Origin of the sequence: Leptolyngbya boryana PCC 6306 (assembly GCF_000353285.1) — a bacterium.
GTDB lineage: Bacteria > Cyanobacteriota > Cyanobacteriia > Leptolyngbyales > Leptolyngbyaceae > Leptolyngbya > Leptolyngbya boryana.
On the sequence record NZ_KB731324.1, the window covers coordinates 1,039,805 to 1,057,932 of the forward strand.

Sequence of the window (18,128 nt, forward strand, 5' to 3'; positions counted from 1 at the left end):
ATCAACTCAGCGACGGCAGCCATTTCGGCTCTAGCACTGACTCTCGATCGTCTGCTGCATTTAACTGATTAGGCTTCAGCCTGCTTGATGAATGGCACGAGGTGAATCATGTAATCGCGTTTACCAAGGGGTACACCAGCCATACGAAGAATGTCATACGCTGTGACCAAATGGAAGTAAAAGTTTGGGATGAGAAATTCATTCACATAGGCGCTACCAGATAGCTCGATGTATAGGTTCTTGTCATAAATGCGTGTCATCTCATCTAGCTTTATATCTTCAACGTTAATGCTCAAAAGAAGTTCATTCGTGTTTGCGATAAGTTCGTATGCTTGTGCAAGAGATGTGACATTTGGATCTAAATTATCCGCAGACTTACCATCACACCAGAGAGCAAAGTTGCGTGGCTGATTACAGGTGAAAGCAATCTGAGTCCCGAAGGGAAACATATCAGCCGCGATGCGCTGTTGAAGAAACGATTCGTCATCACAAAAATGAGCTTGAGCTGTTTTCAAGAGATGCTCAAGAGTTGCTAAGCGACTTTGAAAGAGGTTTTGAATTAAATCTATATTTTGCCGTTGCATGTTGTAATTTTTAAGACTTGTTCTGTAAATCCTAGCTGTAACTCAGATGGATTTCAGCCTAACAAGCTTATCTCATATAAAAAATCGGGGTAGTGAAAACTACCCCGATTAGTTTATGAACAGAGTCTCAGCTTACAGTTGAGGCACGTAGCGCTCTTTGTCAGGAACTGCCGTGTACTCAGCCACGATTTGACGGAATTCGTCACCATCGATCGTTTCTTTGTCCACGAGTAGATCAACCAATCGGTCAATCACCTCGCGATTTTCGCGAATGATCTTGCGAGTGTCTTCTAAGCAATGTTCAACAATGGAACGGACTTGAGCATCAATTCGAGCCGCGATTTCTTCGGAATACTCCGATCGCGTCATCCAACCGCCACCCAAGAAAACCTCGCCTTGCTGACTTTCTAGCGATAGAGGACCTAAATCCGACATGCCATAGCGAGTGACCATCTGACGTGCCATGCTTGTGACTTGTTGAATGTCACCGCCTGCACCTGTCGTCACTTCAGCATCTCCAAAGATCACTTCTTCTGCTGCGCGTCCACCCAATGCGCCTTTAATTCGCGCCAAGATTTGAGCACGTGAGATCAATCCTTGATCTTCACTCGGCATAAACCAAGTTAGACCACGAGCCTGACCGCGAGGAATTAAGGTTACTTTCTGAACTGGATCGTGTTCTTTCACCAAAGTGCCGACGATCGCATGTCCAACTTCGTGATACGCAATCAACCGTTTGCTCTTGCTGTCGGTTAGCGGTGTGCCTTCCATCCCTGCAACAACCCGGTCAACTGCATCATCAATCTCAGACATCGTAATCGCATCTTTGCGGCGACGTGCGGTGAGAATCGCAGCTTCGTTCAGCAAGTTGGCTAAGTCAGCCCCAGAGAAGCCAGGAGTCCGACGCGCGATCGCATCTAATGAGACTTCTTCGGAAATCTTCTTGTTGCGAGCGTGAACATTGAGAACTTCTAAGCGACCTTTGATATCAGGGACATCGACGGTCACTTGGCGATCGAAACGACCGGGACGAAGCAAGGCGGAATCCAACACATCAGGACGGTTTGTTGCCGCAATGATGATGATGCCAGAGTTGCCCTCAAACCCGTCCATTTCAGTGAGAAGCTGGTTCAAGGTTTGCTCACGTTCGTCGTTACCGCCACCGATACCTGCTCCACGTTGACGACCCACTGCGTCAATTTCATCGATAAAGATGATACAGGGTGCATTTTCTTTGGCTTTTTTGAACAGATCGCGAACTCGGGAAGCCCCGACACCCACGAACATTTCGACGAATTCAGAACCCGAAATCGAAAAGAATGGTGTACCCGCTTCGCCTGCGATCGCTTTTGCTAATAAAGTTTTCCCGGTTCCAGGAGGTCCGACGAGTAAGACTCCTTTGGGGATTTTCGCGCCGACTGCGGTAAAGCGTTCTGGCTTCTTCAAGAAAGTAACAACTTCTTGAAGTTCCTCTTTGGCTTCTTCGATGCCCGCGACATCATCAAACAAGACACCTGTTTTGGCTTCCATTTGGAACCGAGCGCGAGACTTGCCGAAGTTCATCGCTTGTCCAGGACCGCCCGGAACATTACCAGAGCGACGGAACAAGAAGAACAATCCACCTAATAAGAGAATCGGGAAGACCAAGTTACCGAGTAAACCCCAGACTGCCCCATCGTTGCGAACTGGGTGCGAATCTAGGTTAATGTTCGAGGAACGTAAGCGTGTGATGAGTTGGGGAGTGTCGCCTGGTAGATCGACCCGTAACCGTTGTAGCCGATTGTCCAAGTCTGGATCGACGGCTTCGACGATCGCGGTACGACCGCCATCATATAAGTCAACGCTAGTAATTCGATTGGCATCCAAATACTCTAGGAATCGCCCGTAGGTCATGCGTGTACTAGCAGTATTTTTCCCAGTGTTGGGTGCGGCTGGAGCGATTGATCCTTGCCACAGGAAGAACCCAACGACTAGCGCGGGAATCGCCCATAGCAGGATGGTTCTCCAAGAAGATTTCATAAATTGGCAACCTCGTGATATGGCTACAACGGTAATTTTATCGATCGTGCTTCAAGTATGGGATTTTCCATACAGCTTGGGATTTAGCTTGAGAATGAGGCTCAGTCGCGTCCCAAGTACTATGACGGATTCTCTATCAAGTGATTAATGAGAAGAATCTTAACTAAATTTAACAGAAATTGTGAGATTCAGGCAATGAAGGTGGGAGATGGGAGAGTGGGGAGATGGGGAGTGGGGGCAAGAAGCAATTTTCTCTTTATTCCCCCATTCCCCTATTCCCCCATTCCCCTATCCAGCATTCGCGATCGATAACGCTTGCTCAAAGCGAGATCGATCGAGTCCTTTCTGATTGAGTAACAGCCAGGATTGAACGAGGTCAGGACCTTGTAATGCTCCAGTTAGAGCGGCTCTGAGAGATTTCATCACGATGCCTTTTTTCAAGTTCTGCTCTTTGACCACTTGTTTGATGACATCTTGAGTTGCAGTCTCGGTGAGTTCAGCAGGCATGGCATCCAAAATGGCTTGGATAGCAGTTGCAGCGCCGTCTTGTTGCATTTGTGCCTTGGCATCGTCGGTGTAGTCCAACGATTGGAATAAGTAGCGGGTCATGTCGGCTGCTTCGTTTAATCGAGCAAGACTGGGTGCAACGAGCGCGGTAATCTGTTCGAGCCAAGCGCGATCGCGCTCTGCATCAAATTCATATCCTGCTGATTTCCAAACCGGAATTAATAAATTTGTTGCCTCAGAAACGGGCATGGCATGAATGTATTGCCCATTAATCCAGTTGAGTTTGTCCCAATCGAATTTTGCACCGGCTTTGTTGACGCGATCGAAGCTAAATTGCTCAGCCGCTTCAGCCAGGGTGAAAATTTCAGTCATCGGTTCAGGGGGCGACCAGCCGAGCAGGGTCATATAATTCGCGATCGCTTCTGCGGTGTATCCCATCTCTTTAAAGTCAGAAATTGAGGTCACGCCGTCCCGCTTGGAAAGTTTCGCGCCTGCTTGGTTGAGAATCAGCGGGGTATGTCCAAATTCAGGCAGAGTTGCGCCTAAAGCTTCATACAGCAGAATTTGCTTTGGAGTATTTCCGATATGATCTTCGCCTCGAATCACATGGCTGATGTTCATATCAATATCGTCAACCACCACTACAAAGTTATAGAGGGGTTGTCCGACTTCTTGACCTTCTGCTGCACGGGCAATCACCATGTCACCGCCTAGATCGCGACCTTTCCAAGTCACCGTGCCGCGCACGAGATCTGTCCAGGAAATTTCTCGATCGTCTTCGATTTTGAATCGAATTACAGGTTTACGCCCTTCTGCTAGAAACGCTGCTTCCTGTTCGGGGGTGAGGTTGCGATGGCGATTGTCATAGCGCGGTGCTTCATTTCTCGCTTTTTGAGCTTCTCGCATTGCGTCGAGTTCTTCCGGCGTATCATAAGCGCGATACGCCAATCCTCGATCGAGCAACTGCTGAATCTTCTCGCGATAGAGATGCATCCGAGCCGTTTGATAAACGGGTTCTTCGTCCCACGTCAAACCGAGCCAGGTTAATCCCTCGAAAATATTTTGCGTGAATTCAGGTTTCGATCGCTCTAAATCAGTGTCTTCAATCCGTAGGATAAACTTGCCGCCATGATGGCGGGCAAATAGCCAATTAAATACCGCAGTTCTAGCCGTTCCGATGTGGAGATTGCCAGTAGGACTGGGTGCAATACGAACGCGAACGGTCATGAGTAAATCGCCCAGAGTTTTTTGTGCATTCTCCATTCTAACGGAGTGCAGCAACTCCAACGTCTAGGCGATTCAACGATTACTGCAAGAAGGCTTGAACGGTTCCATCCGGTTTGTACAACACTCGGAAAGTGGCTGAACCTCTTCCCTTGAGCGGAGAAACTAGATTCTCTCCAATTTTCGGAATTCCGGTGACGTTCGCAAACTTTCTTGCAGTGTCGTCTAATGCCTGTCTGTCTGTAACATTTCCTTTCTCATCTACAAAAATCACAAATTCAAAATTGCTCTTGAGATCGGCTGGCGGTTGCCAAGCCTTTTGTAGTCTCTGCTCTGCTTCCTTCGCTTGAGGAATCTGCACAGCGGCAGGAGGAGCAGCAGCACGAGACAGAGAGGAAGGTTGTGGTGCGCTCTCAGCAGATGGAGATGCTTCACGTGCAGCGCTTGCGATCGCGGCATCACCCGCATTTTCAGGAGGGGTTGGTGCTTCGTTAGGATCTCTCGATCGAGCAGCTTGGTTGCCAGTAGTATTTCCTTGGGCGGGCGATGGCTTAGTTTGGTCAGGAATCGAAGCTACTGGAACATCTTGTAGCGGAGGCGTTTGAATTTGGATTTGCTGTTGAGGAGGAGCTTCAACAGCGGGTTCTTGAGCAATTCTCAGTTGGGGCGGCTGACCAGGCTGTGCTGGGAGACTACCAGGATTTAGATTAGGAGCGGTTTGGGTTCCAGGAGAACCAGAAGGCAAGGGCACTGGGGAAGTGGGGAGCGCTCCAATCGTATTGGGTGCAGGAGTGCTTGGAAGGGGTTGTACTGGAAGGCGCTGATCGTTGCTGCTCGGAGATTGGGCGGTTTGGGGTGCAGGAGATGAGTCAAATAGAGGTCTAAAGGCTGCCATTACGCCAATGGCGACAATGAAACCTGCTGCGATCGTTCCCCATGCAGGAGCGACCTGCACCCAACTCGGTTTTTCAAGATTGGGAAGTGCAGTGACATCAGCAGAATATTCATCGAGTGCAGAGGCAAGATCTGCGAGTTGAACCGCACTCAATTGCAACGTTGATCCGGTTGATTCGTTGGCAAGCGTGCCTAAATGTAATTCGTGCGAGATCAATCCTCTCGGTTGCAGGTGAATTCCAGCCGAATTTTGCTCAGTTTCAGGCATGACAGCGGTGTTAGGTTCTGTCGCTGTCGCAGAGTCACGATTTCCAAATCGGCTGGACTGGCTGAGAAAATTTTGGACGTAGTGGCTGACCGCATTACAAAGGGCTTCGAGCTGATTGCGATCGCCTCTAATGGTTGTCCACTGTTCTTCACTGACTCGTGGATCGTCAAAGCTGAGTTTGAAGCGCAGATGTTTGAGAACAGATTGACCCATCCAACGCGAAAGCGGCGAATCCTTCGCAGCGATTTCTAAAGTGCAGGTGGGCGGTGTGTAACGTCGAATCACAGAGTTGGGTGAGGACATGAGTTCAAAGTTGAGCGCGTCAGGTCAGGTCGGGACAGGTTAATTTGGAACCGTGGGCAATGAGCGATCGAGCAGGGTTAACCACAGGCGGCGTACACCTTGCGGATTGCCATAAAACAGCAGGTCAATCAGCAATTTTAACGCCAGATTGGTGAGTGAATCAGTCGAAGCTTTTTCGCCTTCTTCCATTCGCTCTTGATAGGTATTGTGAAATGCATCTAGATAGTTGCCTAGAAGGGCAGCTTGATGGGGTTCGCGATTCTGTTCGGTCAATTGTTCGAGAAGTGCAACAGCGCGCCGAATCAGCTCACTGTGCTGTTTTGCCAGATGACAGATGATTAGAGTTAAAGCGCGAGCTTCATCGACATCGAGCTTTTTGCGTCCGCCTTGTCCTTTACGTAAAGGACTCGATTGCCTCAACCGCCAGAGTGAGACTCGATCGCTGATCATCGATTCGAGCTTCAAATCGGTTGCAGCTTGCAGCATGGCTTCCGAGGAGAGATTCGCGATCGCTTCGAGTGCCAGCAAAATGAGATCAAGTTGGGCTTTGATGTTGTCCAACTGATCGGGGCTTGGCTGGGCTGAGAGGTTGAGGTCTTCCCAATTTGAGGGAGAGGAGGCGGTTGGCTGCACGATCGATGTCATATATTCAGCGTATGGGAGAACTTTGACAGTGTGGAGGCGGTTTCAAGTCTTGAAACATGCGACTCGATCAAAATTCGTTTTGTTTCCCCGCCTAAATTCAATCACAGATTAGGCTACGGAGGGTAGCGCAGGGGGAACTTCTATCGGGAGGTAGAGATTGTGGGGAGTGGGGGTCTTTAATCAAACAACGCTTCCCAATAAATTTCCCACTTCTGCTTGTTCATGCCGAAGGAGCCATTGTTTACGATCGACTCCTCCTGCATACCCTGTTAAAGCTCCATTGGCTGCGATGACTCGGTGGCAGGGAACGACGATCGCGATCGGATTTCGACCGTTCGCTGCACCGACCGCGCGAGATGCAGTAGGATTGCCAGTTTGTTTGGCTAATGTGCCATAAGAGATAGTCTGACCAAAGGGAATCTCTGTGAGCAATTGCCAAACTTGTTTTTGAAATGGGGTTCCTTGAGGCTCAAGTGGCAGATCAAACTGCTGGCGCTGATGTGCAAAGTATTCTGTCAGTTGTTCTTGAACTTGCACAAACAGATCGAGCGTTGATTCTTGCCAGTCTTCAGTTCGATTAGGGAAATATTTTTGTCCGTGCAGATGCAACCCAGTCAGCGATTGACCATTTGAAGTCAGCAGCACTTGACCTAAAGGACTCGTGAACCATTGGTAGTAAATCATTGCAATCGACTCCACAATCTCAGAAGTCGGAGTTTAGAACGCTCCGACTTCTCGGACATTACATCGATCGTAATACGTGGCTCAATCGTTCCACCATCTCATCGATATGATGTTTTTCCAGAATCAAGGGCGGGGACAGCGCAATAATGTCTCCGGTGGTTCTAATCAGCAAGCCTTGCTCAAAACAATTGACTAGCGCATTGTAAGCTCGAACTCCGGGTTGTCCTGGAATGGATTCCAACTCAATTCCTGCCACTAATCCTAAATTCCGCACATCAATCACATGCGGCACGCCTTTGAGCGAATGCATTGCTTCTTCCCAATATGAAGCAAGACTGGCAGCCCGATCGAATAACTGCTCCTCTTCATAAATATCCAGCGTCGCCATTGCTGCTGCACAGGCTAAGGGATGTCCTGAATAGGTATACCCATGAAATAGCTCGATCGCACTTTCCTGCCCATGCATAAACGCATCATAAATATACGATCGTGCAAACACAGCCCCCATCGGAACCGCAGCATTTGTAATGCCTTTTGCGACACAAACCAAATCTGGCATGACTCCAAAGTAATCAACCGCAAACGCTTTGCCCAAGCGCCCAAAGCCTGTGATCACCTCATCAAAGATCAAGAGAATGCCGTACTTGTCGCAGATCGATCGCAGTTTCTCTAAATACCCGACAGGCGGAATCAGCACACCAGTCGATCCAGCAACAGGCTCAACAATCACAGCCGCGATCGTGGATGGATCATGCAAGGTCACAATCCGCTCTAGCTCATCAGCTAAATGTGCCCCCCAAGTCGGCTGTCCTTTACTAAAGGCATTCTGTTCTAAATTATGCGTATGCGGAAGATGATCAACGCCTGGAAGTAAACTGCCGAAGAACTTACGATTTGGAGCAATTCCTCCTACCGAAACTCCTCCAAATCCGACCCCGTGATAGCCTCGCTCTCGACCAATTAACCGAGTTCGGCTCGCTTCACCCCGCACCCGATGATACGCCAGCGCAATCTTCAGCGCAGTATCGACTGCCTCTGAGCCAGAATTCGCAAAAAATACATGATCCAAATCGCCAGGAAGCATTTTGGCTAAGCGATCGGCTAAGGCAAATGGACCAGGATGTCCCATCTGAAACGTGGGCGAAAAATCTAAAGTCGCGGCTTGCTGATGAATGGCATCGACAATGCGATCGCGGCAATGTCCTGCATTCACACACCATAGCCCCGCAGTCCCGTCTAAAACCTGCCGCCCATCGACTGTGATGTAGTGCATATCTTTGGCAGATGCCATCAGACGAGGCTTAGCTTTGAACTGTCGATTTGCAGTAAAAGGCATCCAGAAAGCATCAAGGCTCTCTGGTAGAGAGATATCTAACATGGCTAAATTCTTTTAGGGAATGAACGATCGACATTCAGCGATAAGACAGGTTCTTGCTGAATGTCGATCGCGGAAGCTGAACGACAACGATCCGTTAACTGGCTGATTTTTTGCGAGTGGTCGTCTTCGTCGTTTTTGTGGACGTAGTTTTTGCTTTTGCTGCGGGTTTAGTTGCAGCTTTAGCAGGTTGCTTCGCAGGCGTTTTAGGAGCCGATTTGGTTGCTTTTGGGGCAGCTTTTTCGCGCTTGGGCTTCTCTTCAGAAGCTCCTGCTTCGCTGTCTAAAGCATCCGATCCGTTTTGCAAAGTTTCGGCTGTCATCGACAATGTTCTACGACGACGACCTTTTGTGCTACTTCCATCTTCTTTACGAGCAGAAGAGAGATAGTACTTCAACGTAGAAGGGCTAATCTCAACACCTTTCGAGGAAAGCATCTGCGAAACCTCGGTATAGGTATACCCACGATCGAGTGCCAAAATGATTTGATCTTTCAGCAGGCTAATGGCTTCTCTCAGTGACCAAATTTCTTTGGGCTTTTCAGGCAGATCCTTGAGCGCACTGGAAGCTCCGCTGATCGAATCTTTAGATACAAGTGTTGAGGTCGGCGATCTTCTTTTCGTTGCAACCATTGTGTTCTTCCTAATTCGTAAATGGGACACAAGTTTAGAGTTCAGATAAAATTTTTCAAGCATTCGATCGTGATCGAAGTGCTGATCGATCTGATGCTCTTCCGGGTCGGTTTGAAGTAGTAACAATCCTGTTATCACTATCGTCGTCAATTATAGAGACATTTTTGAATTTGGTAGCAAATCTTAAAAAACCTTGATCAAGCTGCAGTCATGCATCGTTTATATGTACGGATATATTATCGATTTCGGTTACGCCAACCACTCAATGATTGCACAAAGTAATGGCGCAAGCAGCAGTCCTGGCAGAAATGCAGCAATGCTTAATTCTGCGACCTCTAAAAGGTTTAAGCCAAGTCCCATCACGATTAATCCGCCGACTCCAGAGGTGAGTAAAACGGATGGATTTGTCGCTGGCTCAGATAGGGATTGCGCTAAAAAACTAGCGGCGATCGAGAGTCCGCCTTGATAAACCACGATCGGCAAGATCGAGAACGCGACTCCAATGCCATAGCTGCTGCTCAATGCGATCGAGGCTAAGCCATCCATTGCAGATTTGATCGAAAGGAGTGTATTGTCTCCTGACAAACCATTGTTCAAACTCCCAATCATTGCCATCGGGCCAACGCAAAACAGTAAACTTGCCGCCACAAATCCTTCTGTAAAACTTCCGCCTCCTTGAAAGCGATGTTTCAACGCATCCCCGATCGCACGAAGTCGAGCATCAATGCGCCACCATTCACCGAGTAACCCGCCGATGACGATCGCAATTAACCCAATAATCACGCCATCGAAAATGCCAAGCTTGACCTTGAGCAAACTTCCTGCCATCGTTACACCGAGAAACAAAGTCAGCAATCCGAGCGCTTGAGTAATGATGCGCTGCATTCGGGTGGGCAGATTGCCTTTTAGCACAATGCCGAGTCCACTTCCAATGAGCACGGTTGCAACATTGATCCAAGTGCCGCTTGTTTTTACGAATACGCCAAGTGTTGCAGGATGAATGAGCCAGATCAGGGTTGTTAGCATTCGTCGTAGCGTTATCCTAGCCGTAAAGATGATATTGCTCTCGTTCCCAGGAAAGAGCTATCGAATGATAACGTTTACCCATACGGGAGAGACATCTTTATTAAAGCTTTAGATATTCTTTCAGCAATCGCATCGGAAACGGTTGAAGAAGGAAGCAAGGTTGCAAGGTTGTATAGAGGTGAAGAACATGATCGCCGTGAAGTCAGTCCCAAAATTTAGCCCCGATCAATCCGTGCGGTTTATTGGTGGTGAAGGAAAGGTGAAAGAGTATCGAGCAGAAGCAGGAAACTGGTCGTACTTGGTTGAGATGGAATTGGGCGAGGAGCCTGAGATGGGTAGAATCGGCTACGAGACAATGATTCTGCTCTCCGAAACAGATTTGAATGCGCTTGAGGAGATTTGGAGTTAGTGCGTCAGAAAAGTTTACTGTGTGGTCATGGGCGGTTTCAGCGATGAAGCCGCTTTTATTTTGGGCGCTAGAGGTTGGATTGCGAATCAAGTAGAAAGTGTTGAAGCCGATCGACAAATTCTTCTGGTTTTTCAAAATGAACGTTATGACCGCAATCTGAAACGATCACCAGTTCTGCGGTTGGACAGAGCGCCGCCATTTCTTGATTGATTTCGATGAATTTACGATCGCATTCTCCCACAATCAACAAAATCGGCTGCCGATGCGATTCTAATGTCTTCCATAAACTCGGCTGCATTCCCGTTCCCATTTCTCTGAGCGATCGCGCAAGTTCAAGCGGATTATTCTTTGCTCTCTCTTGTACGATTTGCACGAAGTTCGGATGCGCAGCAAATGATCGAAACAGCGGCATGTTGTACCAATCTCTTAAGAACTGCTGGAAATCTGCTTCTAATCGATTAGCTAATTCGTGATCGTGCTGGATTCTCTGCGATCGCTCTCTGGCTGTTTTCAGCCCTGGTGAACCTGATTCGATCACAACCTTCGGAAATCGATCAGGATAAGTCAACGCCAAATAGAGCGCTAAGCGTCCGCCCATTGAGTATCCGACCAAATTGGCTTGATCAATTTGTGCCTGTGTTAAAAGCTCAACGATCGCTTCAGCAGTGTTCGGCAGACTATACTCCCACGTTTCTTGAGTTTTGCCATGACCGGGGAGATCGATCGCCATGCAATTAAACTGCTCCAGCCGCGAACTTACGGAATGAAACTCTGTATGGTTCCCAAGAAACCCATGTAAAAACAAGACAGCAGGTTGGCTTGACGCAGACGTGAAATTCAGCAGCATTTCTGTAAACTTCTGGGGAACAATATTAAAACCTAGCTCGAAGCAGGATCGCTTACCAGCAGTTGATCCCCTCATGTTGACACATCCATGAATACAGACCAGGTTTTTCAGCTTGTCGATCGCGTTTTGCCCTTTGAAGCGTGCCTCTTTCACCAGATTTTGCCCCTCTCGATCGAGGAGGGCAAACTTCATTTGGGGATGGTGATGTTAGATGATGTGGCTGCCCTAGAATACGCTCGACGCATGATCGGCTACCAAAATTACTCGCTTATCCCTCAAAGCATTTCGTCAGAGGCGCATCATAAAACGCTCACGGCTTACTTAAACTACAATCAAACTCATCCCAAGACTGAACGATTCATCAAGGCTCCGGAACCCGAAAAGCCAAGTTCTCACGCTCAAGAACCGCTCCCCACTCCAGTGCTAGAACTCGAAAAGCCAAATCTTCACGAGAAAGAAACGCTAGTGCTTGAAGAAGATCCGGCTGAATTTGAAACCGAGCCGGAACCGAGCCAAGTTCCTATTTCTAATCTTTCCTCGAATCCATTGCCTGATTTAGCCGTCAGTACTCGATATTCAGAAGAACCGATCGCGCTGCTTAGCCAGCTTCCGCCCGCACGGCTGTTACAAGAATTACTTGGACGAGTGTTGTGTGAAGGTATTGGACGGCTGTACTTTGAGCGACAAGCAAGACATGGGCGCATTCTTTGGAGCCAAAATGGAATTTTACAGGCTTCGATCGAGGGTGTTCCTCTTCCCAAATTCCAAGCTTTATTAGACGAATTGAAAGAATTAACCCACCTTCCCCCGAAATTGGTGACTCAAGTTCGAGAAGTGGAAATTGAACGGCTCTATCAGCGCGATCGCGTTTTGCTACGACTGCGGCTGATGCCAACTGAAATGGGAGAGCAAGCAACCCTACAAGTATTACGTGGAGCCGCTTTGAAATTCCATCAACGCCAACAGGTCACGAACTTTAACCGCGACGCTCACACGATCGCTCAAAAACTCTACGAGAAAATGGATGAGTTGCTCAATGCTCAAGCGGCAAGTTCATTCATAACCGATCAATCTCAGTCCGATGTTGTGCCTGCACTCGATCAAGCGTTGCAAATCGTAGAGCAGCACCTCAGTCAACTCCGTACTCAAAATGGTCATAGATGAGCAGTACAGTTGAGCGATCGCACTTCCATCGCATCAGAAACATAGCAAGATCCGCCGAATCGATTCAAGATGGGTCGGATTTTTTCGATCGCGCCTTTCACCTGTTCCGGCGTACAAAATGCAATGATATACGCCATATCAATTAGAGTGGCATCAGTTTCATTTGTGCCAGAAACCCCACTACTTTCAACATTTCGGATCACAGTGTAGCGATGAATTTCTGACTGTTTCAGGCTTTTGAGGATTTTAGGAAGCTCGATCGAATCTGAAAGAATCTCAATCCGTTTGACAGCGTGCATAGGTTTACCAAAGTAATGTAATTCCGTATTCGTACAGGGGAATGCCGAGCAAAATATTAAATGGAAATGTGATTGCAAGCGCAGCAGAAATGTAAAAGCTAGGATTCGCTTCAGGAACCGTGAGTCGCATCGCTGCGGGAACTGCAATATAAGATGCACTGGCACAAAGAACGGCAAATAAAAGTGCATCACCCGCAGAAAGCGCGATCGCTTTTGCTAAGAAAAGCCCGATCGTGGCATTCAACAAAGGAATCAACACGCCAAACGAAACCAGAAAGAAGCCCGACTTCTGTAAATCCTGGATTCGCTTTGCGGCGACCAATCCCATATCCAATAAGAAAAACGTCAGCACTCCGTAAAACATATCTTGAGTAAAAGGCTTCAACGTGTGCCAGCCCTGTTCGCCCGTGATAAACCCGATCGCAACACTGCCAATTAACAGAAAAACTGAGCCATTCAAGAATGCTTCTTGTAGGACTTCCGACCATTGAATCGATTCCGAATCCCCGCTGCGATCGGTAAACACATTCACTAAGATTAATCCAATAATGATTGCTGGCGACTCCATTAATGCTAACGCTGCAACCATATAGCCATCATATGGAATCTGCAATTGATCCAAAAATGAACCAGCCGTAATAAAAGTAACGGCGCTAATCGAACCATAAGTGGCTGCGATCGCGGCTGCATTGTAAGGATCTAAACGAGTTCTTAAAATAAAAAACGTATAGATCGGAACCAGAATTGACATCGCGATCGCGGCTGCCAATGTGATCACAATTGGCTGTGTAATTCCGCTTCTCGCTAGCTCGACACCGCCTTTAAACCCGATTGACAACAGCAAATAAAGCGAAAATAACTTTGGAATCGGTGCTGGAATGTCGAGGTCAGATTTCACCAACACTGCCAGCATTCCTAGAAAAAAGAACAAAACAGGCGGGTTGAGAAAATTGGAAATGATCAGGCTAAAATCCATTCAATTTTTCGATTGGGGTTGCCCGTATAGAATACCGCGTCCACTTGTTCCGACATAGACTCTGCCAAAATTTCAGCGATCCTCATCAAAGATTTTATGAAAAGCGCTAGCCGTCTCTAGATTGATCCCTCAGAATAGACTTATGCTTTCAGTCCTCTTGATTCTCGCGATCGCGCTTCTTCCGACGATTCTGACGTTTCTGCTCCGGCATCGACTGGAACTTCAAGCTCAAGAACGTCTCCAAGCCGCAATGGCAGCAGCCGAACGACAGCAGCTTCAATCTCTGCTGCGACTTCCGCCTGATTATCATTATGTTGAAGGTGTGGGCGCGCTGATTGGCGATTTTACCTGCATTTATAATGCTCGATCGCCGTATATTCGCTGCGCGGTCAATCCCACAGGTCCTTGTGAAACATGCCGATTGTATGAATCGAAACTCTAGTCCGCTCCCCACGCCACACAGTGGTTATCACTGGGATGGCAGTTCCCGCCGCTTTTTTGAGGGCTGGTACTACCGTGTAACGCTGCCTGAAATTGGGCAAACGTTTGCCTTTATGTATTCGATCGAAGATCCGCAAGGGGGGCAACCAACTAGCGGCGGCATGGCGCAAATTTTAGGCATTGATGACGAACATCTATGGCGCACTTTCTCGAATCCGCATGATTTCTGGGCAGCAAAAGATTGTCTGGCGCTCGGACATGCGAGACAGCCCACCGGATTGCTAGCTCCAGATCAGTTCGATCGCACGATTTCCGAAGGATATCAAGCGACGAATACCTGGCATCAAGGTCGGCTGAAATCACCGGACGGCAAGTTTGCGGAATGGCAGTATTCAATTTCGCCGATTTACGGTTGGGGCGATCGTCAATCAACTGCCAGTTGGCTCTCTTCACTTCAGATTTTTGAACCGGGCTGGCAGATTCTCATGGCGCATGGGTATGCCACCGGATGGATCAATTGGAATGGGAAAGACTATAAATTTGTCAATGCTCCAGCATATGGAGAGAAGAATTGGGGTGGCGCATTTCCAAGTAAATGGTTTTGGCTAAACTGCAATGCTTTTGATAACGAACTAGATTTAGCACTCACAGCGGGTGGTGGGCGGCGTGGTGTGCTGTGGTGGATGGAGTCGGTTGCAATGGTCGGCATTCACTACCGAGGTCAATTTTACGAATTTGCGCCCTGGAATGCCGAGGTCAATTGGGTAATTCGTCCTTGGGGCTATTGGCGAATGGATGCTCGCACTCGGGATTATCGTGTGACGGTTATTGCGACAACTGATCTACCTGGAACTCCACTCCGCGCACCGACGATCGATGGAATGCAGTTTGTTTGTCGCGATACGATGCGAGGACAAGTGACGATCTCGCTATGGGATAAAAGCGATCGCTTAATTCTAGAAGCAACCAGTTCTCTCGCCGGACTTGAAACGGGCGGCTCACCGTGGGATGAGACTTGGGCTTCGGGATGCGGTCAAGTTTTCTAAAAGATTTCATGTGCATCTCAAAATTATCTTGCTATAATCTCGACTTATCCGGGGCTGTAGCTCAGCTGGATAGAGCGAGCGCCTCCTGAAACATCGGGCACCGTAGAGGAAACTCTGCGCGTGAATGTGGTCAAAGTCGGTGAACCCTAAAGGGTAAGCAAACCGTGGTCAAACTCCCAGTGATGGTTAGGACAGAGAGCCACTAGATTGTTGAGGTCATTGATGATAGCAATAGGTGTGAGGTCTGAAAATTCCTGAATAGGTTTAATGTGGCAAACTTCGTAGTGTTTGTCATATTCACAGACAACACAGCATTTTGGTCTATTAGACTGGCGGTAAATATGTCTAGCGACTTGACGAACCCTAGCGGAATGCTGGTACTTCGCTCTTGCTTTCAGTTCGCTGAGAGTTAAGCGCGTCCAATCTACATATGAAGGGTTACAGTCATCGCAGGTAGTTCTTCTACCGAAAATCTGAATCCTACAATGTTTGCAGCTTTTTGCCTTTGCGGTTTTCTTCTTCGGAAATTTCCGATTGTTGAAGGAAGCAGCACACGAAAGACTACAAAATGCTGGATTGGTAGTTATGCGATCGCAATGTTTGCAATTCATGGGAATACCGAGCCAAGCCTAATCGAAAGTTAGGAAGGTGTAGAGACTAGACGATCACCACCTAAGAGCATTTTTGCTTAAGGTGAAGGTATAGTCCAGAGAGTGGGGAAACTCACACAAATCTGAAGCGCTAGGTCGAGGGTTCGAATCCCGCCAGTCCCGTTACATTTTAGTTCCATTGCATTCAAGGGCTTGCAGTTGGAGAAGCATCAGGTGTTGGAGCGTCAGATGTAGATGGATTTGGGCTGCTTTGTTCAGGTGCAGTATTGTTTGGATCTGGGCTGGATTGAGTGTTTTCTGATTCTGGCGGAGCGGGATCTCCAGAATTAGGACTTGCTTTCGGAACCCGTTGAGGCTGAAACGGAGAGCCAGAACGGAAGGGAGAACGATTGCTAGAACCAACCCCGATCGCGCTCATCACCGCTGACTGGGTGACTCTCTCTCCGGCTGCGTTTTGAGCAGTCAAGGTCACAGTTTTACTTTCTCCTGCACGTAGCGTATAGGAGGTAGAACCACTTGGCTCAACATTTCCCAAACCAGGCAAAAGCTGGACATCGGTGCTCCCTTGAACTGCCCAAGACACAACAATCTGTGCTGATTCTCCTTCTCGCACTGAAAAACTATGTGTAGGTTGACTGGTGGCAGGTACGCCATTGATCGAAAATGCCAGCGAAATTTGTGCAGGCTGTGCAGAGGGAAAGCTCGGTTCAAACTGAGGCTCATTACTTCCTGGCTTAATTGCGATCGCGTTGGTTGTATATTCTGCGATCGGCACTTGAGCATCGGCTGCTGATTTTGAGAACAGCTTCAGCTTATATCTCAAAGTTCCCGCCTGATTTGAGACAAAGGGGATATTCTGACAAGTAATCGTCGTTGGAGTAGGAACTTGCTGGAGAGACGCAAACCACGGCAAATTGGGCAATGGCAACTGCCACAATGCAGAAGAATTATTTTTCGCAGCAGCAGTACGACATCCCTGCTTCGAGTCAGCTTTGACTTTCAACTCTTGCGGAATCGAAGTTGAGAAATCATAGCGAACCATCTGAACTTCTGCCCCTTCATTTAACTGGGAAATGACAACTCTACCGAGCCTTTCAGGATTGTTCAACTTCCAATTTAATCGCACGGTATCACTTTGCCCGGTCGCATTGAAACTCAGGATTTCTGGTGCTGCGATCGCGGGACGATTAAATCGATACAACACACCTAAGGCAAACAGAGCAGTTCCTGCTCCCATCAATGTCAAGAGAGCGAGCACCCATTTCGGTTGCGGGAGCCAAACTAGCTTGGATTGAGTCAAATAGCGAGAACCTGCATCGGCTAACCCATCCACTGGAATTAACGTCACTCCAACAAGTGATCGCACTGGCTTTCCTCGGAGTGGACGCTGCCATGAATGATGAGGAAAAACTTTTAATGTGATCGTCTTCTCTTGACCTGGTGCAAGTTTCAAAACGTTGTCTACTAAATCCGTTTCAACTCGAAATAGGTTGCGTGAATCTTTTACTTCAAGTCTCAAAGTTCGAGTCACATTGCCTCGATTCCGAACCATAAAATTGAAGATGGCAGATTGGTTCGGAATGGTTCGACTTTCAGGAGTCAACCGAATATCGAGATGCGTATCCGGTAACAACTGAATATAAATCACATCCAACATGACCAGATCCGGCGCACCCATTGAGATGAGTTGTAAGGTCGGAAAGTAATTTCCAATGGCTGCATCAGCGGGTGGATGCAATGTGAAGTGAATCTCTCCATTGGCTTGAGGATTCAGCGCCAGCTTCTCAGTCAGTTGAATAATTCCAGGGGCATCCTCAGTCGCTTGGCTTAGATACTCGATCGTGAACCAATTCGTCGGAAGTTCCGAACATTTTAAGAAAATCAGATCTGCACTCGCAGATTGATTCGTGACTTGGATCTTAAAAACGACAGATTTTCCCGGTTGAAGTTGATAGGGTGCTTCAGAAGTTGTTTCAGGCGCGATCGTGAAACTCAAAGCTTGCTTCAGCAGACGATGGCGCTGAGAAGGTTGTCTTTTCATCACGTGATTTCCTCCGTGCTCAACGTCGAATCAGAAGCAATGCGGTTTAACTCTATTCCTACCAAAATCAAGTGAATCTGTCTCAAGAACATGGCATAACACCCGGAAATACGATCGCTAATTCTGTTTACAAT

Annotated in this window: 18 protein-coding genes; 4 read left to right on the forward strand and 14 right to left on the reverse strand. The window is 47.9% G+C overall.

Features of this window, described 5'->3' with window-relative positions:
- Positions 1-68 precede the first annotated feature (68 nt).
- From LEPBO_RS0104835 to LEPBO_RS0104875, 9 genes are all read right to left on the reverse strand, one after another.
- Positions 69-584, reverse strand: coding sequence for a DUF1993 domain-containing protein (locus tag LEPBO_RS0104835; RefSeq protein WP_017286409.1), 516 nt, complete (start codon positions 582-584; stop codon positions 69-71).
- Between the two features lie 132 nt (positions 585-716).
- On the reverse strand, positions 717-2,603 hold the full coding sequence (gene ftsH2 / locus LEPBO_RS0104840; RefSeq protein WP_017286410.1) for an ATP-dependent zinc metalloprotease FtsH2: 1,887 nt from the start codon (positions 2,601-2,603) through the stop codon (positions 717-719).
- Positions 2,604-2,891: 288 nt separating this feature from the next.
- Positions 2,892-4,337 carry a glutamate--tRNA ligase gene (gltX, locus tag LEPBO_RS0104845; protein ID WP_026148425.1) on the reverse strand — a complete coding sequence of 482 codons (1,446 nt, stop codon included), beginning with the start codon at positions 4,335-4,337 and terminating at the stop codon, positions 2,892-2,894.
- Between the two features lie 79 nt (positions 4,338-4,416).
- A complete protein-coding gene (locus LEPBO_RS0104850) occupies positions 4,417-5,799 on the reverse strand; it encodes a DUF4335 domain-containing protein (protein WP_026148426.1) in 1,383 nt (460 codons plus the stop codon).
- A gap of 39 nt (positions 5,800-5,838) precedes the next feature.
- Positions 5,839-6,444, reverse strand: coding sequence for a DUF3038 domain-containing protein (locus tag LEPBO_RS0104855; protein ID WP_017286413.1), 606 nt, complete (start codon positions 6,442-6,444; stop codon positions 5,839-5,841).
- Positions 6,445-6,624: 180 nt separating this feature from the next.
- A complete protein-coding gene (locus LEPBO_RS0104860) occupies positions 6,625-7,128 on the reverse strand; it encodes a methylated-DNA--[protein]-cysteine S-methyltransferase (protein ID WP_036045338.1) in 504 nt (167 codons plus the stop codon).
- 58 nt (positions 7,129-7,186) lie between these two features.
- Positions 7,187-8,506, reverse strand: coding sequence for an omega-aminotransferase AptA (locus LEPBO_RS0104865; protein WP_017286415.1), 1,320 nt, complete (start codon positions 8,504-8,506; stop codon positions 7,187-7,189).
- A 94-nt stretch (positions 8,507-8,600) separates the two neighbouring features.
- Positions 8,601-9,134 (reverse strand): sigma-70 RNA polymerase sigma factor region 4 domain-containing protein, encoded by a 534-nt coding sequence (locus LEPBO_RS0104870; protein ID WP_144056144.1) that lies wholly within the window; start codon positions 9,132-9,134, stop codon positions 8,601-8,603.
- 249 nt (positions 9,135-9,383) lie between these two features.
- The gene (locus tag LEPBO_RS0104875) at positions 9,384-10,160 is read right to left on the reverse strand and encodes a DUF554 domain-containing protein (protein ID WP_017286417.1); all 777 of its coding nucleotides are present in this window, start codon (positions 10,158-10,160) and stop codon (positions 9,384-9,386) included.
- A 187-nt stretch (positions 10,161-10,347) separates the two neighbouring features.
- Here LEPBO_RS0104875 and LEPBO_RS0104880 point away from each other — a divergent pair, with 187 nt between their 5' ends.
- Complete coding sequence (locus tag LEPBO_RS0104880; RefSeq protein ID WP_017286418.1) at positions 10,348-10,569, forward strand: hypothetical protein; 222 nt, start codon at positions 10,348-10,350, stop codon at positions 10,567-10,569.
- A gap of 67 nt (positions 10,570-10,636) precedes the next feature.
- Here the strand turns inward: LEPBO_RS0104880 and menH are convergent, their stop codons facing one another.
- Positions 10,637-11,491: a 2-succinyl-6-hydroxy-2,4-cyclohexadiene-1-carboxylate synthase gene (gene menH, locus LEPBO_RS0104885; protein WP_225885713.1), complete on the reverse strand. Its 855-nt coding sequence runs from the start codon at positions 11,489-11,491 to the stop codon at positions 10,637-10,639.
- 12 nt (positions 11,492-11,503) lie between these two features.
- Here menH and LEPBO_RS36190 point away from each other — a divergent pair, with 12 nt between their 5' ends.
- Complete coding sequence (locus LEPBO_RS36190) at positions 11,504-12,580, forward strand: GspE/PulE/PilB domain-containing protein (protein ID WP_017286420.1); 1,077 nt, start codon at positions 11,504-11,506, stop codon at positions 12,578-12,580.
- Here LEPBO_RS36190 and LEPBO_RS0104895 read toward each other — a convergent pair.
- Positions 12,571-12,879 (reverse strand): P-II family nitrogen regulator, encoded by a 309-nt coding sequence (locus LEPBO_RS0104895; protein ID WP_017286421.1) that lies wholly within the window; start codon positions 12,877-12,879, stop codon positions 12,571-12,573. The two genes, LEPBO_RS36190 and LEPBO_RS0104895, sit on opposite strands and share 10 nt — an antisense overlap.
- Before the next feature lie 4 nt (positions 12,880-12,883).
- On the reverse strand, positions 12,884-13,855 hold the full coding sequence (locus tag LEPBO_RS0104900; RefSeq protein ID WP_017286422.1) for a sodium-dependent bicarbonate transport family permease: 972 nt from the start codon (positions 13,853-13,855) through the stop codon (positions 12,884-12,886).
- A gap of 142 nt (positions 13,856-13,997) precedes the next feature.
- Here LEPBO_RS0104900 and LEPBO_RS0104905 point away from each other — a divergent pair, with 142 nt between their 5' ends.
- Both LEPBO_RS0104905 and LEPBO_RS0104910 read left to right on the forward strand, forming a co-directional pair.
- Positions 13,998-14,297: a DUF6464 family protein gene (locus LEPBO_RS0104905; protein WP_017286423.1), complete on the forward strand. Its 300-nt coding sequence runs from the start codon at positions 13,998-14,000 to the stop codon at positions 14,295-14,297.
- Positions 14,281-15,342 carry a tocopherol cyclase family protein gene (locus tag LEPBO_RS0104910; protein WP_017286424.1) on the forward strand — a complete coding sequence of 354 codons (1,062 nt, stop codon included), beginning with the start codon at positions 14,281-14,283 and terminating at the stop codon, positions 15,340-15,342. The genes LEPBO_RS0104905 and LEPBO_RS0104910 overlap by 17 nt, the downstream gene beginning before the upstream one ends.
- 146 nt (positions 15,343-15,488) lie before the next feature.
- Here the strand turns inward: LEPBO_RS0104910 and LEPBO_RS45255 are convergent, their stop codons facing one another.
- Together LEPBO_RS45255 and LEPBO_RS0104920 are read right to left on the reverse strand one after the other, a co-directional pair.
- On the reverse strand, positions 15,489-15,953 hold the full coding sequence (locus LEPBO_RS45255) for an HNH endonuclease signature motif containing protein (RefSeq protein WP_071596142.1): 465 nt from the start codon (positions 15,951-15,953) through the stop codon (positions 15,489-15,491).
- Between the two features lie 184 nt (positions 15,954-16,137).
- Positions 16,138-17,994: a hypothetical protein gene (locus LEPBO_RS0104920; protein ID WP_017286426.1), complete on the reverse strand. Its 1,857-nt coding sequence runs from the start codon at positions 17,992-17,994 to the stop codon at positions 16,138-16,140.
- Positions 17,995-18,128 lie beyond the last annotated feature (134 nt).

Bases quoted from the DNA above. Each gene is read 5' to 3' on its own strand.
- LEPBO_RS0104870 (WP_144056144.1), bottom strand. From the start codon at position 9,134: ATGGTTGCAACGAAAAGAAGATCGCCGACCTCAACACTTGTATCTAAA.
- LEPBO_RS0104910 (WP_017286424.1), top strand. From the start codon at position 14,281: ATGAATCGAAACTCTAGTCCGCTCCCCACGCCACACAGTGGTTATCAC.
- LEPBO_RS0104865 (WP_017286415.1), bottom strand. From the start codon at position 8,506: ATGTTAGATATCTCTCTACCAGAGAGCCTTGATGCTTTCTGGATGCCT.
- LEPBO_RS0104850 (WP_026148426.1), bottom strand. From the start codon at position 5,799: ATGTCCTCACCCAACTCTGTGATTCGACGTTACACACCGCCCACCTGC.
- LEPBO_RS0104895 (WP_017286421.1), bottom strand. From the start codon at position 12,879: ATGCACGCTGTCAAACGGATTGAGATTCTTTCAGATTCGATCGAGCTT.
- LEPBO_RS0104875 (WP_017286417.1), bottom strand. From the start codon at position 10,160: ATGCTAACAACCCTGATCTGGCTCATTCATCCTGCAACACTTGGCGTA.
- LEPBO_RS0104880 (WP_017286418.1), top strand. From the start codon at position 10,348: ATGATCGCCGTGAAGTCAGTCCCAAAATTTAGCCCCGATCAATCCGTG.
- LEPBO_RS0104835 (WP_017286409.1), bottom strand. From the start codon at position 584: ATGCAACGGCAAAATATAGATTTAATTCAAAACCTCTTTCAAAGTCGC.
- gltX (WP_026148425.1), bottom strand. From the start codon at position 4,337: ATGACCGTTCGCGTTCGTATTGCACCCAGTCCTACTGGCAATCTCCAC.
- LEPBO_RS0104905 (WP_017286423.1), top strand. From the start codon at position 13,998: ATGCTTTCAGTCCTCTTGATTCTCGCGATCGCGCTTCTTCCGACGATT.
- LEPBO_RS45255 (WP_071596142.1), bottom strand. From the start codon at position 15,953: ATGAATTGCAAACATTGCGATCGCATAACTACCAATCCAGCATTTTGT.
- LEPBO_RS0104860 (WP_036045338.1), bottom strand. From the start codon at position 7,128: ATGATTTACTACCAATGGTTCACGAGTCCTTTAGGTCAAGTGCTGCTG.
- LEPBO_RS0104900 (WP_017286422.1), bottom strand. From the start codon at position 13,855: ATGGATTTTAGCCTGATCATTTCCAATTTTCTCAACCCGCCTGTTTTG.
- LEPBO_RS0104920 (WP_017286426.1), bottom strand. From the start codon at position 17,994: ATGAAAAGACAACCTTCTCAGCGCCATCGTCTGCTGAAGCAAGCTTTG.
- LEPBO_RS36190 (WP_017286420.1), top strand. From the start codon at position 11,504: ATGAATACAGACCAGGTTTTTCAGCTTGTCGATCGCGTTTTGCCCTTT.
- ftsH2 (WP_017286410.1), bottom strand. From the start codon at position 2,603: ATGAAATCTTCTTGGAGAACCATCCTGCTATGGGCGATTCCCGCGCTA.
- menH (WP_225885713.1), bottom strand. From the start codon at position 11,491: ATGAGGGGATCAACTGCTGGTAAGCGATCCTGCTTCGAGCTAGGTTTT.
- LEPBO_RS0104855 (WP_017286413.1), bottom strand. From the start codon at position 6,444: ATGACATCGATCGTGCAGCCAACCGCCTCCTCTCCCTCAAATTGGGAA.